The 16178-nt window shown below is 27.9% G+C and carries 17 protein-coding genes and 1 tRNA gene; 15 read left to right on the top strand and 3 right to left on the bottom strand.

Annotation, left to right across the window (positions count from 1 at the left end; all coding sequences use genetic code 11):
* Nucleotides 1-25 precede the first annotated feature (25 nt).
* Nucleotides 26-99, top strand: a tRNA-Cys gene (locus B3630_RS10700).
* A gap of 126 nt (nt 100-225) precedes the next feature.
* On the opposite strand, the gene B3630_RS10695 is transcribed toward B3630_RS10700, so the two are convergent.
* Complete coding sequence (locus tag B3630_RS10695; protein ID WP_346897996.1) at nt 226-1386, bottom strand: hypothetical protein; 1161 nt, start codon at nt 1384-1386, stop codon at nt 226-228.
* 468 nt (nt 1387-1854) lie between these two features.
* Between B3630_RS10695 and B3630_RS10690 the strand changes: the two genes are divergently transcribed.
* The 8 genes from B3630_RS10690 to B3630_RS10655 all read left to right on the top strand — a co-directional run bounded on the left by B3630_RS10690 (nt 1855) and on the right by B3630_RS10655 (nt 7536).
* The gene (locus B3630_RS10690; protein ID WP_346897994.1) at nt 1855-2061 is read left to right on the top strand and encodes a sigma factor G inhibitor Gin; all 207 of its coding nucleotides are present in this window, start codon (nt 1855-1857) and stop codon (nt 2059-2061) included.
* Complete coding sequence (locus tag B3630_RS10685) at nt 2043-3479, top strand: aminotransferase class I/II-fold pyridoxal phosphate-dependent enzyme (protein ID WP_346897992.1); 1437 nt, start codon at nt 2043-2045, stop codon at nt 3477-3479. Before B3630_RS10690 ends, B3630_RS10685 begins: the two co-directional genes overlap by 19 nt.
* 148 nt (nt 3480-3627) lie before the next feature.
* Nucleotides 3628-4254 (top strand): dTMP kinase, encoded by a 627-nt coding sequence (gene tmk / locus B3630_RS10680; RefSeq protein ID WP_346897990.1) that lies wholly within the window; start codon nt 3628-3630, stop codon nt 4252-4254.
* A gap of 20 nt (nt 4255-4274) precedes the next feature.
* Nucleotides 4275-4604, top strand: a complete 330-nt coding sequence (locus B3630_RS10675) for a cyclic-di-AMP receptor (protein WP_035130781.1) — start codon at nt 4275-4277, stop codon at nt 4602-4604.
* A gap of 70 nt (nt 4605-4674) precedes the next feature.
* Nucleotides 4675-5610, top strand: a complete 936-nt coding sequence (locus B3630_RS10670) for a DNA polymerase III subunit delta' (RefSeq protein ID WP_346897988.1) — start codon at nt 4675-4677, stop codon at nt 5608-5610.
* A 2-nt stretch (nt 5611-5612) separates the two neighbouring features.
* Complete coding sequence (locus B3630_RS10665) at nt 5613-6521, top strand: stage 0 sporulation family protein (protein WP_346897986.1); 909 nt, start codon at nt 5613-5615, stop codon at nt 6519-6521.
* 10 nt (nt 6522-6531) lie between these two features.
* Nucleotides 6532-6735 carry a heavy-metal-associated domain-containing protein gene (locus B3630_RS10660; protein WP_346846916.1) on the top strand — a complete coding sequence of 68 codons (204 nt, stop codon included), beginning with the start codon at nt 6532-6534 and terminating at the stop codon, nt 6733-6735.
* Between the two features lie 138 nt (nt 6736-6873).
* Complete coding sequence (locus B3630_RS10655; RefSeq protein ID WP_346897984.1) at nt 6874-7536, top strand: LysM peptidoglycan-binding domain-containing protein; 663 nt, start codon at nt 6874-6876, stop codon at nt 7534-7536.
* A gap of 113 nt (nt 7537-7649) precedes the next feature.
* Here B3630_RS10655 and B3630_RS10650 read toward each other — a convergent pair whose 3' ends face one another.
* Nucleotides 7650-8309 carry a type II toxin-antitoxin system VapC family toxin gene (locus B3630_RS10650; RefSeq protein WP_035130799.1) on the bottom strand — a complete coding sequence of 220 codons (660 nt, stop codon included), beginning with the start codon at nt 8307-8309 and terminating at the stop codon, nt 7650-7652.
* 545 nt (nt 8310-8854) lie between these two features.
* Between B3630_RS10650 and B3630_RS10645 the strand changes: the two genes are divergently transcribed.
* The 3 genes from B3630_RS10645 (at nt 8855) to B3630_RS10635 (ending at nt 11786) form a co-directional block, all read left to right on the top strand.
* The gene (locus tag B3630_RS10645) at nt 8855-9601 is read left to right on the top strand and encodes a tRNA1(Val) (adenine(37)-N6)-methyltransferase (RefSeq protein ID WP_346870929.1); all 747 of its coding nucleotides are present in this window, start codon (nt 8855-8857) and stop codon (nt 9599-9601) included.
* A 30-nt stretch (nt 9602-9631) separates the two neighbouring features.
* The gene (gene rsmI / locus B3630_RS10640) at nt 9632-10474 is read left to right on the top strand and encodes a 16S rRNA (cytidine(1402)-2'-O)-methyltransferase (protein WP_346897982.1); all 843 of its coding nucleotides are present in this window, start codon (nt 9632-9634) and stop codon (nt 10472-10474) included.
* A gap of 184 nt (nt 10475-10658) precedes the next feature.
* The gene (locus B3630_RS10635) at nt 10659-11786 is read left to right on the top strand and encodes an NlpC/P60 family protein (RefSeq protein ID WP_346897980.1); all 1128 of its coding nucleotides are present in this window, start codon (nt 10659-10661) and stop codon (nt 11784-11786) included.
* Nucleotides 11787-11906: 120 nt separating this feature from the next.
* Here B3630_RS10635 and B3630_RS10630 read toward each other — a convergent pair whose 3' ends face one another.
* Nucleotides 11907-12152, bottom strand: coding sequence for an AbrB/MazE/SpoVT family DNA-binding domain-containing protein (locus B3630_RS10630; protein WP_346897978.1), 246 nt, complete (start codon nt 12150-12152; stop codon nt 11907-11909).
* Between the two features lie 787 nt (nt 12153-12939).
* On the opposite strand from B3630_RS10630, the gene B3630_RS10625 reads away from it, so the two are divergent.
* From B3630_RS10625 to B3630_RS10615, 3 genes are all read left to right on the top strand, one after another.
* Nucleotides 12940-13503 carry a DUF1836 domain-containing protein gene (locus B3630_RS10625; RefSeq protein ID WP_414632643.1) on the top strand — a complete coding sequence of 188 codons (564 nt, stop codon included), beginning with the start codon at nt 12940-12942 and terminating at the stop codon, nt 13501-13503.
* 79 nt (nt 13504-13582) lie between these two features.
* Nucleotides 13583-14479 carry an HD domain-containing protein gene (locus B3630_RS10620; RefSeq protein ID WP_346897976.1) on the top strand — a complete coding sequence of 299 codons (897 nt, stop codon included), beginning with the start codon at nt 13583-13585 and terminating at the stop codon, nt 14477-14479.
* Between the two features lie 117 nt (nt 14480-14596).
* A complete protein-coding gene (locus B3630_RS10615; RefSeq protein WP_346897974.1) occupies nt 14597-16087 on the top strand; it encodes a methyl-accepting chemotaxis protein in 1491 nt (496 codons plus the stop codon).
* The last annotated feature ends 91 nt before the right edge of the window (nt 16088-16178 follow it).

Here is a 16178-nt window from a genome sequence, read left to right as displayed (position 1 = left end):
CGATTCCTGCTCGAGCCACCAGTTTGGCGCTATAGCCAAGTGGTAAGGCAGAGGCCTGCAAAGCCTTTATCCCCAGTTCAAATCTGGGTGGCGCCTCCAAAAAGACTTGTAAATAATATGTTTACAAGTCTTTTTATTTTGTGCATTAAATTATATTATATAATTATTAGATTTAGTATGTAAATTTTTATATATTATGTTACATCAGAATTTACTTTTACTACATTATAAAGGTTTAGAAATGTTTTTAGAGAGAGAGGTAGTGCTTTCATGGATTAAATCTTTGCGTTCAATTAAATCTATAGAAGTTAAAATTAAGGCTTCAACAGCCTTCCATATATTACATTGAGCATATTCTGTTAATGTTAAATCCATAAACTTTTTTGATGGACAATGAATTGATGGATCATTTACTATTGATATAGACGGGTATATAGTAGGTGTAGTATGACTTACAGTACCAATTCCCAAGGGGTATAGCATTTTTTTTCCGTAGTTCATTTCAATTAATCCGGTTTCTTTTAAGTTATTTTCAAATAATTTATTTACTACTTTATTATCTAAAAGTTCTTTGCAAGGAAGCTCAATTAACTTAATAGAGCAATCTATATTTATAATATCTTCTATGCATTTAATATAGCTTCTTATATTTTCTTCGATTTTGTGACATAATTTATTATTTTTTGATTTTATTTCAAATTTAACCTTAGCAGATGAAGGATATTCAATTAATGCATTATCACAAGTAAGATTTAAATGATCTATATAACATTCTTTTGAGATGTTTTTAACTAACTCGTTTATAAAGTGTACTGTATGTAGACAAACATCTAATGAACTTTGATTAGCATTATCATTAGAAACAAGTAAATTATTATAATCAAGCTGTAAGGTTGTGCATGCTTGTGAAGTATTATTAATAGATGTGATAATATCCACATGAGGAGCAAAAATTACACTACAATTTTCAAACACATTTTCTTTTGTCATTATAATTTCTGAACCATTAGAGTATTTCCCTGGACATCCGATTACTAGAACAGAACCTCCTATTTTGTCAATGATAGAAGATAAACCTATGGCTGCGCCTAAACACATAGTAGCATTCGCATTATTACCAAAAACATGACCATCATCACTTCCACTACTGTATTTACATATAAAACATATCTCAGGATGATTGTGTCCAATTCTGGCACGAAATGCAGTTGGAATATCTATGAAGTTTTTTTCAATATTAAAATTATATTTCTGTAATAGTTTTATAATGTAATCTGATGATTTATATTCATTAAAACAGTTTTCACTATTTTCATATAAAAATTTATTAATACCTAGGATTTCAGATTTTATAGTAGATAAAAAGCTTAGAACATTTTGTTTCAATTGTAACCCTCCCTACAATTTTATAGATACTAATATTATCAATATCTACCCTTATGTAATTAGTATGTGCACATATCTCTATATTATCCAGTAACAAATTTATAGATAAATAGTATTTTAATAGTATATATATTTGTAATAAGTTTTTTATTAAAAGTATTTATAAATACAAGGGAATTAGACAATTTATGTAGATTAATAGGTATATGGGTTTATTAATTTATTAACAGTATACTTGATGTTATTTAAAGTAGAAAAAGTATGAATTATAAGATGAAATTTTTTTTTTGGACAAAATAAAAAAAAGAATTTTATGAATAAAATATATTATAAGGGGCGATAATTAAGACAGTCTTAACATGAATAAAACTTAGAAGGATTACTCTATTTTAACTAAGTTGACTTATTCAAAGACGATATAATAATAGAATAACAATTTCTATTGGATAAATTTTGAGGGGGAAAAATATGAATAAGGAATGTATTATATGCAGAAAGCCTCTAGATAATGGTATACTTATATATGGACGAAGAATTTGTGAGAACTGTGAAAGAAGATTATTAACAATAGAAGCTAGTACAGATTTTTATGAATTTTATAAGAACTGTATTAAAAAGAATATAGTTCAACTTATACCAAGAGGAGTGAATGATAAGTGCCAAGATTACCGATAGTAGACGCACTATTGAAATATAAAAAAGAAGAAAATAGCTATTTTGCTATGCCTGGACATAAAATGGGAAAAGCATATGAAGATACAAAAGAAGGAAAGATTTTATTAGATAATTTCATTAAATTTGATATTACTGAGGTAGAGGATTTAGATAATCTTCATAATCCTACCGGCATAATAAAAGAAGGACAAGAACAACTTGCTAATTACTATGGGAGTAAAAAATCTTACTTTTTAGTTAATGGAAGTACATCAGGAAACATGATTATGATATTTGCTACATTTAAAGAAGGCGATAAAATAATTGTAGAAAGAAACTGTCATAGATCAGTATTCAATAGTATAATATTACGTAAATTAAAGCCTATATATGCTATGAATGAGGTAAGTGAAAAATATGATGCTCCTTTTTCTATTAATAAGAAGCATCTATTTAAATTAATAAAGGAAAATCAAGATGCTAGGGGAATATTATTAACATACCCTAATTATTATGGCATATGTACAGAATTAGATGAAATAGTAAAAGAAGCCAAGAAATATAATATGAAGGTATTAATAGATTGTGCTCATGGAGCACATTTTGGAGTTATAGATGAATTACCTGATAATCCGCTTAAGCTAGGTTGTGATATGGTTGTTCAAAGTGCTCATAAAACATTACCAAGCTTAACACAAACATCATTTTTACACGTTAATTGTGATGAGCTTTTAGATGAGGTTAACTTCTATACTAGCGTGTTTTTGACAACGAGTCCTTCATATTTATTTCTTGCCAGCATGGATTATAGTAGATATTATTTACAGAAGTATGGAAGTAAGGATTACAGTATATTAATTAATTTATGTGAGGAATATAGAAAAAAAATAAATCACATTGGTTTTTATCATATAATAGATGAGCATGATATAATTAAGAAAAGTTTATCAACAAGAAATAAGGTATATATAGATAAAACTAGATATATTATAAATGTACCTAAAGGATTTAGTGGACATCTATTACTAGATTATTTAAAAGCTAATAAGATTCAATGTGAAATGAGTGACTCAAGAAATGTAGTATTGATTTTTGCTACTTCAAACACAAGAGATGATTTTGATAAACTTTATAGAATACTAAAAGAGTGCAATAAGGATACTTTAATAGATCAATATGTAAAGCCGATGCAGTTTGAAATTCCACTAATAGATAAATTACCATGGGAAACTCTAAATATGAAAAAAGTTGAGTGTAGTATTAAAGATTCCATAAATAAAGTGTGCGGACAAGCTATTGTCCCATATCCACCTGGGGTACCACTAATAATGCCAGGAGAGATTATTACAAAAGATATTATTGATACAATAGGATATTATATAGATAATAATGTTACATTATTAGGAGTGAAGGAAAATAACTTAATTATAATAAAGTAGCATAAACAGATTTCTTAGCTTCTTTGAAGCTTAGAAATCGTTATCTAGTAACGTAGCAACTCTTTACCACTTTTGAAGAAGAGGGGGATTAGAGCTGAGAGTCATCGGATAAAAACTATAGGAAAAGATAAGTTTGGAGGTAAGTTTTTTGAATAAAGGGTTATTAATAGCATTAGAAGGTCCAGATGGTAGTGGAAAATCTACACAAATAGAATTATTAGAGAAATATTTTGTGGATAAGGGTATTGGAGTTATAAGAACGAGAGAACCAGGAGGAACTAAAATTGGCGAAAAAATTAGGGAGGTAATTTTAGATAATGCTAACCAAGAAATGGATAACATGTGTGAGGCTTTACTATATGCTGCGGCGAGGGCTCAACTTATAAAAGAAGTAATAAAGCCTGCAATTGCTCAAGGGAAGGTAGTCTTATGTGATAGATTTGTATATTCATCTATAGTTTATCAAGGAATTGCTAGAGATTTAGGAATAGATACTGTCAAATCTATAAATGATTGTGCTTTAGGCGGACTTGAAGCGGATTTAGTATTTATGATAAGTATTCCATATGATAAAGGAATTGAAAGAAAGAAAAATCAACAGGAATTAGATAGACTTGAGAATGTTGGTATGGATTTTCATAAAAAAGTTTTTGAAGGATATTCAAAAATTAGTAGTATTTATGATAAAATAGAATTAATAAATGGAGATGACTCTATAGAAAATATTCATAGGGACATAGTAAATAGAGTTGAATCCTATATAGAGCATAAATAAATATTTAGGAGGGGTATTATATGAAATTAATAATTGCGATAGTTCAAGATGACGATGCTATGGATTTAATCGATATCTTAACAGAGAATGGGTTAAGGGTTACAAAGCTTGCAACTACAGGTGGATTTTTAAAAGCTGGAAATACCACATTAATGATAGGTGTAGAGGTAGAGAAAGTTGATACTGTTTTAGGATATATAGAAGAAATCTGCAAAGTTAGAAAACAACTTATATCATCACCTTCTCCGGTTGCTGGATCTACAGGAGTATATGTTCCGTATCCTGTAGAGGTAAATATAGGTGGTGCTACTATATTTGTTGTTGATGTAGATAAGTTTTTAAGAGTATAATATATTTAAGTAAAATAATGTACAATAGGTTAAACTTATTGTACATTATTTATTATATAGGAAGGAGCAAATGAGTATGATAGGTCATGAAAATATAAGAAATAGCTTAATTGAAGCAATTAATAATAATAAATTTACTCATGCTCATATACTAGTTGGAGAAAAAGGTATAGGGAAAAGTGTCTTAGCTAAATTTATAGCATCAAAGCTCTTAGGAATAGATGAAGTAAGAGAACATGTAGATATAATTAATTGGTCTTTAGATAAGGGAAAAGTATCTATAGGAGTGAATACTATTAGGAGTATTATAGAAGAATGTAATAAGAAACCTTTTGAGAGGGATAGAAAGGTTATTATCATAGACAACGGTGATAAGATTACATTTCAGGCACAAAATGCATTTTTAAAGACTATAGAAGAACCACCGGCTAATGTTTATATATTTATATTGTGTGAAGAATTAGAAAGCATGTTGGATACAATTAAATCCAGGTGTGGTATACATAAACTAAAACCACTATCAAAGGAAGAGATGATTTTATTTCTTAAGAATAGATACACAGAAATTGAAGAAAATAAGATGTTAGTGGCTATTTCTTTTGCAAAAGGAATACCAGGAAAAGCAGAGAGTTTAATAGAAAATGAGGATTTTAGTTTAATAAGAAATACAATTTTTGAACTTATATATAAAATTAAGGATAAAGATTATGAAACCTCTTTATTGTATGAAAAGTTTTTTAATGATAATAGAAATATGGAAGAGGAAATTTTAGATGTAATTATAACTATAATAAGAGATATAATTATTTATAAAGAAGTTGGAGATGAAGAGCTTATAATAAATATTGATAAAATATCAGATATTAAAGATTTAGTTAATATATTTTCATTAAGTAAATTAAATGGTATGATTAAAGTTATAGATGATACAAGAAAAACTTTAAAAAATAATGTAAACTCGTCATTGGCATTTATAACGATGGTTTTGAGAATGCAGGAGGTTTAAATATGATAACAGTAATAGGAGTAAGATTTAAAAAAGCAGGTAAGATATATTATTTTAATCCTGGTGATTTGGATATAAAAAAGGGTGACTTTGTAGTTGTTGAAACCGCAAGAGGAATTGAGTTTGGTGAGTGTGTAGTTGGCATGAAGGAACTCAGAGAAGGTGAAATTGTAGCTCCTTTAAAGAATGTAATAAGGAAAGCTTTGGAGGAAGATATAAATTCAAATAAAACTAATAAAGAAAAGGAAGAAGAAGCTTTTAAGATATGTCTTGAGAAAATAAAGGCTCATGATTTAACTATGAAGCTTATAGATGTAGAATATACTTTTGACAATAATAAAGTAATATTCTATTTTACAGCAGATGGTAGAGTAGATTTCAGGGAATTAGTTAAGGATCTAGCATCAATTTTTAGAACTAGAATAGAATTAAGACAAATTGGGGTTAGGGATGAAGCTAAGATGACTGGAGGTCTTGGACCTTGTGGAAGAAGTCTATGTTGCTCTACATTTTTAGGTGAATTTGCCCCAGTATCAATAAAAATGGCAAAGGAACAAAACCTATCTTTAAACCCGACTAAAATATCAGGAATATGTGGAAGACTTATGTGTTGTTTAAATTATGAACAAGAAACATATGAAGGAATAAGAAAAAGATTGCCGAAGGTAGGTTCTATAGTAGATACATGCTATGGAAAAGGAGAAGTAGTTTCTAATAGTGTAGTTAAAGAGGCGGTAAAAGTAAAAGTAAACATAAAAGATGGTGAAGATGATATTAAAGTAGTTAGTATAAATGATTTAACATTAATATCTGGTAGCTATGAAGATATAATTAATGAAATTGATTTAAAGGAGTTAGAAAATCAAGCTGAAGACCCTACGTTAATTAAAGAGCTATTTAAAGAAAATTAGGAGGAAGGATATGAAGACTACACTTAAAGTTTGTGATATGGTTACAAGTAAAGATGTTACAAGAGTTAAGAATGCCATATCCGCCAATGAAGGGGTTATAGCCTGTGGAATACACAAAGTTAAAAAAGAAGTAGAAATTGTTTATGACAATTATTTTATAAACATAGAGGATATAATTGAATCCATAGAGAATAGTGGTTACACAGTTATATAATTACTCAGAATCCTTGTAGATATAAAGCTACAAGGATTTTTTTTCATAAAAATAAGCAAAATTAATTAAACATGTATATTTTATATAAATTTGTTAATTATTTAAATAGTAGTATTAAAATATAGAGAGGTGTTAATTATGAAATTTAAAAAACAAATAATAATAGCTATAAGCTGTGCAATTGTTTTGGGTGGAATATTTTTTTCTGTAAGCTATATAGGAAATAAAGATCAAAATAAAGAAACTAGTAACAAACCAGCTACAACCACTGACTCAAAGACTAATGAAGCTATAAATGAAAATAAAGAGAATACTGATAGCACAAAGGTCAATGATAAAACTACACTAGAACAAGAAGATAAAAAAGATACAGGTATGGAAGAAGTAAAAGAAGGATACTATACAGTAAAAGCTAATGATACACTTTATAGTATAGCTAGAACTTATATGCCAAGCTCTGACCCAAATGAAGTAGTAGCAGAAATATTAACAAGGAATAATATGAGTAAAGATGATATTATTTCATCAGGACAAAAACTTATTATATCTTATGAAACTTCATTGGTAACAGGAGAAAAAAAATCAGACCAAAAATCAGAAGAGGTAGCTTCAGCTAATGCAGCAGAACATACTGATCACATTAAGTATGTTGTTAAATCAGGCGATACATTATTTAGCATATCTAAGGAGTATTTATCCAATATGGATATAATGGATGGAATTGAATTAATTAAAGCACATAATAACCTAAATGAGAATACAATAAAAGTTGAAGACACGTTATGTATACCTAATAAATAATATATGAATAAATTAACTTTAGATTAAGGAGATATCTGAAGTAATACCATAGCCTATAAAACAGTTTTAAGGGTTTATAGGCTGAAATATAGCCATGTAGAAATACTACATGGCTATATTTTTAATATTTTAACAGAATCACAATTGGCATAAACAAAGTCACTATCTAGAGTTAATAAATAATGTATATTATGACATATACAAGTAGCTATATGAGTAGCATCATTTATAGACAATAGGTTTTTAATCATTATTTCTTTAGTCTTACTCATACAGAGCTTATTTATTTCAACATATTCGTATTTAACGGTGTTTTCAAGTTGATTGTGCATGGTTACAGCAGTCTTATAATAAATACTTAGAAGATCTCTTTTAGAACTGTTTTTAGATAGGTTATCAAAATACTTTTTATATGGAATTTCTCTCAGCTTATCTATTCTTTTATCCTTTATAATTTTTCTGTCATATTTACTAAAGGATGATATAATTTGTTTTATATTTGTTTGAGAATTAAACGCGCTTTCTTTATCAATTTTGTGACGTATATCTATCATAAATATTTTATACATAATTTGATTTAAAACTTCAGCAGAAATTATATTTGTAACTAAAAGTTTGCACTGGTTATTGAGTAATATTCTGAATACTTCTATACATTCAGTATGTTTTATATCATCATCATAAACTAGACTTAACAGAAATGATGCATCTAACAATATAGAAGTACTTGATTGAAAATCTATTGATGAAAAGGGGTAAAATAATATTTCCATAATGCAAACCTTTCTTAATTGATTATACTGAATGATTATTGTATTATATTAAATTAAACTATTAGTTATTACTACTACTTAAGTAATAAATTAAATATAACTGTATATTCCTATTGATACTGGTAATAATATAAACAGAGTTCTTAGCTTCTTTGAAGCTCTAGAAATCGTTATCCAGGGACGTAGTAGTTCTTTACTCCCACTTTGAATAAGATGGATATATTAGAGCTAGTAGTCATTGGATAAATGACAAATTAAATCATAAATATAAACCCTAAATGCAATATGTCTTATTTAGCATATATTATTTATAAAATGCTAAAAAAACATATTGCATCCCCCTATATTATAGTATGTAAAAATAAAAATGTTTCCCCTTGATGGTTAAAAATTTATAACTATTCAAGGGGATTTTGTAATTTTCAAAGTATATTTTAGGATAATTAGTAGTTATATTATAGATATTATGGATAAGATGAAAAACATAGCAACTTATTATATAATAAGATATGTGTAATTTGGGTATTAGAAAGGAATTTTATATTATGAGTTTAATAAACATAGATGAAACGTTAGATGACTTACAATTAAAGGGTATTCATATCATACAAAAAAAAGAGGGATTTAGATTTGGAGTTGATGCAGTACTTTTAGCCAATTTTGCTAAGGTAAAAAGAAATGCAACTGTTATTGACTTGTGTAGTGGAACAGGAATAATTCCATTTATAATTAAAGGGAAGAGTCAATGTGGAGTAATAAAGGGTGTAGAGATACAAGGCGAGTTTGCTGAAATGGCAAATAGAAGTGCTATGTATAATAATTTTAGTGATGAAATTAAGTTCGTAGATGGGGATTTAAAGGATAAGGAACTTTTAAAATCATTAGGTAGAGTAGATATAGTTACTGTAAATCCACCGTATAAGTTATATAGCTCTGGAATACTCAATGAAAGTGATAAGAATGCCATTGCTAGACATGAGGTATGTTGCACATTAGAAGATGTTATAGTGGCAGCTAGGACGTTATTAAAGGATAATGGGAAATTTTTTATGGTACATAGACCAGATAGAATAGTAGATATATTTACTCTTATGAGAAAGTATAAAATAGAACCAAAGAGAATAAGATTTATTCATCCTAAACCAGGAAAGGCGCCTAATATATTATTAGTAGAAGGACAAAGGGATGGGGGAGCATTCTTAAAAATAGAAGACCCATTATATGTACATATGGAGGATGATTCTTATTCAGAGGAAATTAAAGCAATGTATAATTCACAATGGTTAGATTAATAAGACAAAAAATAGAAGAGGTGAGTAAAAGTGAGTGGTAAATTATATTTAATACCTACTCCAATAGGAAATCTAAAAGATATAACTCTTAGGGCTCTTGAAACTTTAAAAAGTGTAGATATAATTGCATGTGAAGATACAAGACAGAGTTTAAAGCTTTTAAATCATTTTAACATAAGAAAAACATTGATAAGTTATCATAAACATAATGAGAATGGGAAAAGTGAGGATATAATAAATAGATTAATAGAAGGAAAAAATATAGCCATAATAAGCGATGCAGGCACTCCAGGAATTTCAGATCCAGGTGCTATTATAGTGAAAAGATGTATTGAAGAAAATATAGAATTTGAAGTGTATCCTGGAGCAACAGCAATTACTACTGCACTAGTTTATTCTGGACTAAATACAGATAAATTTTTATTTATAGGATTCTTATCTAGAGAGAATAAGGATAGAAAAGAAGTTATAGAGGGGTTAACAGATAGGCAAGAAACTTTAATATTCTATGAGGCGCCGCACAGATTAGAGTCCACTTTAAATTTCTTAAAAGATAACTTAGGTAATAGAAATATTGCAATATGCAAGGAGCTTACAAAGCTTCATGAAACTATATTAAGGGGAACATTAGAAGAGTGTATAGACCATTATAAAGAAAATAAGCCAAAGGGTGAATATGTACTAGTGTTAGAAGGAAAAAGTGAGATTGAGATTATGGAAGAAATGAAGTCTAAGTGGGTAGATATGAGTATTGAGGAGCATATAATAGATTATATAAATCAAGGATTAAATAAAAAAGAAGCAATAAAAAAAGTTGCAAAGGAAAGAAACCTACACAAATCAGAGGTATATAAGTTTGGAATTGATATATAAACAAAAGCATTTTGAAAAACTTTTCAAATTAGAAGGAATATGATAATTTATATTGAATATATTTACTGTATATCTATTAAAAAATAGATGGTTGTCTCATTTTTTTTCTAAATTACTTGAGATAACAATCATTATAGTGTTATAATGGTAAATGAGATTTATAAATGAGGGGGAGGGAATTTTTTTGAATAAGAAGAGTATATCATTAGTACTTGCTTTAGCATTGTCTATTTCTTGTATTGGAACTAGTGCATTTGCAGATCCAAACAGTGATAGGTCAACATATGAGCAAAAGTTAGAAGAAAATAAAAACAACTATAAAAGTGCTCAAGAGCAAGTCGATGAGATAGAAGCTTCAATACAGTCAGTAAATTCTCAGATGGAAGATATATCTATAGGTATAGAAGAGTTGAATGCTGAAATTCTTGAAGCAGAAGGCAAAATTGAAGAGAGCAACAAGAAGGTACAAGCTACTGAAAGTGATATAAAAGAACAAAATGAAATGTTTAGTGAGAGAATGAGAGCGATGTACATTAATGGTATGGGTAGTTATGTTGAGGCGCTTTTAAACTCAAAGAGTATATCAGATTTCATGTGTAGATTAAATAACATAAATATAATGATAGGCTCTGATAAAGAAATTGTTAGTAGTTTAAATGAAAAAATAGAAATTCTTATAAAAGATAAAAAAGTTGTTGAAGATGAAAAAGTAAAGCTAGATGCATTACAAGAAGAAAATAATAAAAAATTAGCTCAATTGGAAGAAAAAAGAGCAGAACATAAAAAGGCTTTAGCTAAAGCAGAAGCGAATAGAGACTTATTTGACGCAGCTGTGAAGGAGAATGAAGCTCAAATAAAGGAGACGGAGAGACAAATAAGGGAGTATGTTAGTAATGGTAATACTAGTAGCTCTAATAGACCAAGTAGAGGAGGTAGTGGTGGCTCAAATGTGATAGCACCTCCAAATGCCTCAGGAAGCTCTATAGTTGGTTATGCATATAAATTTTTAGGAGTTCCATACCAATGGGGTGGAAACGGCCCTAATACTTTTGATTGCTCAGGCTTAACTAGATATGTTTATGCTGCCAATGGAATAAGTCTTCCTAGAGTAGCTCAGGATCAAATGAACGCAGGAACGCCAGTTTCTAATCCTCAACCAGGAGATTTAGTATTCTTTGGTTCAGGTGGATCTGCATACCATGTTGGTATATATGTAGGTAATAATTCTTACCTTCATGCTCCTCAAGATAATGAGGTTGTAAAGATATCACCTATGAGTAGATACGATTATATAGGGGCAAGAAGATATTAATTTCTTAAGATAAGATCAGTAATTTAATTACTGGTCTTTTATTTTATGGTGAATAGATAGATTTATATAGTATATACGATATAAATAATAAAAACGTTACTNNAGTAACGTTTTTATTATTTATTGTTGATTCTTTAATTCATTTAGACATTTTTCACAGATGTTTTTAGATTTATAGTTAACCACATCACGAGCATCTCCACAGAAGATACATGCAGGTTCATATTTCTTTAATATAACTTGCTCACCATCTACGTATATTTCAAGAGCATCCTTAACGTCAATATCTAAAGTCCTCCTTAATTCTACTGGGATAACTATTCTCCCTAACTCGTCTACTTTTCTTACAACACCAGTTGATTTCATAATAAATTCCTCCTATATTTTTGATTATGTAATCAAATAAAATTTAGCTAGCAGATATTATATTTAATACCATATAATAACTATAATACAAGAAAAATCATAAGTCAATAAAAAATGATAAAAAAAATATATTAATTACATTATATGCCATTAATATATGGTCTATTATAGTAGTATTAATCACATAATAAGGAAAAGATGAATAATTTAACTTATAATTTAATATTTTAACATAAAGAAGCTTATTTTCAATACTATTTTATTTGCTTTGTGAATTGATTCTACAAAAAATATCAAAATTTGAAGGAGATAAAGTCATATTATTCAGCGTTCTAGACAGAAAATAAAAAATATTATGCACAACCTATCTGTGGATAATGTGGATAATATATATATATGCGTAAAGTTAGTAGAATTATAGGAATTAACATGTAGATATTAATCAACAACTAATGTTGATATTATTTATAATAATATGTTAGTAAAATGTGATTATTGTTAATAATATTGATATGTGCTTATATTTGAATGAATAATATATATTAATTTCATAATCTATGAATAAATAATTCGACTTTTATTTTATAGATATTTGTAAATATAGACATTATCTTTTATAATTAATATGAAGCAGTGTACAAAAATTTACATTATGATATATTTAACTAGTATTAAGACAAGAATATGTTAAATATTAAAAAGGTTATTGAAGTGAGGGATGAAGATGAATGATAGAGAAAGAGATAGTGGAACTATTTTTCAAGAGGTGGTATCTAAATTTTCGGAGATGATAGGTGAGAATACTGAAAAAAGTATCATACAGTATGATGAATTACCACAGTATGATTTATTCTTATCACAAGTTAAAGATTATCTTAACGATAAGTTTAAGCATGATAAATTTACTAATAGCATACTTCAAAATTATATAAAGAGTGAAGTTATTTCTAAGCCGGAAGATGGTAAAAAAAGAGGATATACTAAACTGCATTTAGTTCAATTAGTTTTATTAGGATATATGAGGCCAATTTTGACAACAGATGAAATAAAAAGTGTATTTAGATTAGCTTTTAATGATATAAATAATAGGGAGGATGATATTCTTTCATGGGAAGATACCTTTAAATTATTTAGCGATTTACAGCAAAAGAATATAGAATTATTTTTTAGTGGGGAAGAGAAGGATTTAGAAGAAATAATTAGAAGGCACTTGGAAAAGTACCAGTTTAATAATGAAGATAAAGAAAGAATACTAATATTCTTGTTAGTTATGATTTTAGTAGCTCATGCAAGTAATATAAAAAAACTAGTTACTACATTAGTTGAAGAATTTGGAGATAAATATAAGTAAAATATTATATGAATCAAAGAATAAAAATATCTTCTTATGAAAAGATACATAATAGATGACTTTATAAGGAGATGAGGTTATGAAATCAATCTATTTGATTCAAGTAGCTAATAGTATTAATAAGGATTTAGTAGAATTGTTACTTATGATTAAAGATAAAAAAATATATAAAGATGAGATAATATATACCCTAGGAGATATTACAGGCGAATTAAGGATTAAAGTTAAAAATAATTACAATAATGTATTAAATATAGGTGATGTAGTAAATGTTAGTATAAAAGATAATAGTATAGTGAAGCTAGATTTATCAAAATCTAGTTATAATTTAAATGATTTTATGAACTGTGTAAAAAGAGATGTAAAATTTATATTAGATGAATTAGAAGAAATGACAACTCAACAATTTAAATGTGAAGAGGTTATGTCTTTAGATAAATATTTTTTTTATGATAAGAAATTTATAAATAATTTTTCTCAAGGGATTGGAGGGTTAGAACACCATACATATATAGGTGGGCTTGCAGAACACACTCTTAACGTAACTTATTGGGCAAAGAAACTTGCATATAGGTATAATTGTAGATATAAGGAAATTGCTATATTAGCAGCAAAACTTCATGATATTGGAAAGATATATGAATATTCGTCAATTGGAAGGTTTAAACCAACCATTAGAGGTGAAATGGAAGGTCATATAGTTATAGGCATAACTATGATAGAAGAAGCATTTAAAAATAATCCTGGTTTTTATAGTGAGGACTTTAAAAATCGAATTAAAGGATGTATTGTTCAACATCATGGAAAACCGGAGTATGGATCTCCTAAAGGGCCAAATACGGAAGAGGCTTTTATAGTGCATTATGCAGATTATCTTGATGCTACTATGAATAAGGTATCAAAGGTAAAAGATAAAACAATACATGATACATGGTCGGATTATGAAAAAAAGATAGAAACTAAATTATTTATATAAAACCATAAAGCGAATTACTTAGGTAGTTTGTTTTATGGTTTTATTTTCAAAATATATATTAAGATGTATATACAATGGTACGATAATTCAATCAAGTAAAAATATGGGGGGATTATTATGGGGAAAAATGAACATAAAGATAACTATAACAATTATATTACTAAAGTAAATAAATTAATGTTAATTGTATTTTTGAGCATTATGTTTGTTACAGTAGCAGGTTCAGTTCTACAAGTTTATAGAGGAGATAGAAGGATTGGATTTGCAATATATAATATATTAGTAGCAGGTATAGCCTATGTTATAGCCATATTTTTATATATGAAAAACTCATCAAATAACATAATGAGATGGGTTTTGGCTATAGGATTTTTATTAGTAGATACATATATATTACTCACATCATCCTGTGCATCTGCTTTTGCAGCTGGATTTCCATTTATACTAAGCTTAGTTTTATACTTGGATTTAAAATTAATAACTACTGTTGGTGGAATAAATTTAATATCTATACTAATATATGCATATATGCAGGTAAAGTTAGGAAATAGTGCTGAGTTAAGCGGGATTTTAGGTACTACTATAATGTTTTTGCCAACACTTGTAATAGTTACACAATTTATTTCTAAAATGAATAAAGATATAAATAAAAATGTAGAAGAATTAAATGAAAATAGTAAGATACAACAAAAGATGTTAATAGATTTATCCAATGTATATAATGCAGTTAAAGAAAAATCTAATGAGCTTAGAGGAATTGTTTCTTTAATAGGCCAAAGTACAGAAATTGTAAATTCATCTATAGATGAAATAGCAATAGGGGCAACTAATACTAGCAAAGAAATTGAGAGTCAGACTAATTTAGTAAATAATATAAAGCATGAGATAACAGAGACTGAAGAGGTAACTACTGTTGTTAAACAATTCTCTGAGGAAGCTGATGAGGTGATAGACAATGGAATAAAAATTGTTCATGAATTATCTAAGAAAAGTGAATATATTATGAGTAAAAATAAAAAGGTTAGTGACATTATGAAGGAACTAGCTGAAAAATCATCTAATATTGCAGAAATAGCTAATGTTATATCATCTATTTCAGAGCAAACTAATCTTCTAGCATTAAATGCTGCAATTGAAGCAGCTAGGGTTGGTGAAAGTGGAAAAGGATTTGCTGTGGTAGCAGATGAAATAAAGAAATTAGCAGCTGAGAGTAAAAATAACTCACTAGAAATAGGAAATATACTGAAGTCTCTAGAGGAAGATACTAATATATCAGTTTTAGAGGTAGAAGAATTAGTTCATGCTAATGATGAACAACAACAATTGGTTAAAGATACAAATAAAGCATTTTCAACTATTCAGAAAAATGTGTCTACAGTAAAAGAGGAAATGATGGGTGTGGTTTCTAAGGTATCTGCAATTTTAGATAGCAGTGAAAAAATTCATGATAACATTACAAATCTATCAGGTATAGCTCAAGAAACCATGGCAAGTTCGGAAGAAACTTCAACCATATCTCATGAAAATCTAAATAATTCTAAGGAACTAGAAAATATAGCAGCAGTGTTAAATAGTTCAATAGAGGAAATAAGTAAGTACTTTAAATAAATAGAGTTTTTAGTCATGGGGATTAACATATTAAAAAAATAATGCACTCTTTATTTCAAAGAGTGCATTATTTTTTAAGTGCGCCCAGCAT

The organism is Clostridium sp. UBA7503 (assembly GCF_002477055.1).
In the GTDB taxonomy this organism is placed as follows: Bacteria; Bacillota; Clostridia; order Clostridiales; family Clostridiaceae; genus Clostridium_J; species Clostridium_J sulfidigenes.
This window is presented reverse-complemented; position numbering and strand designations above follow the sequence as displayed.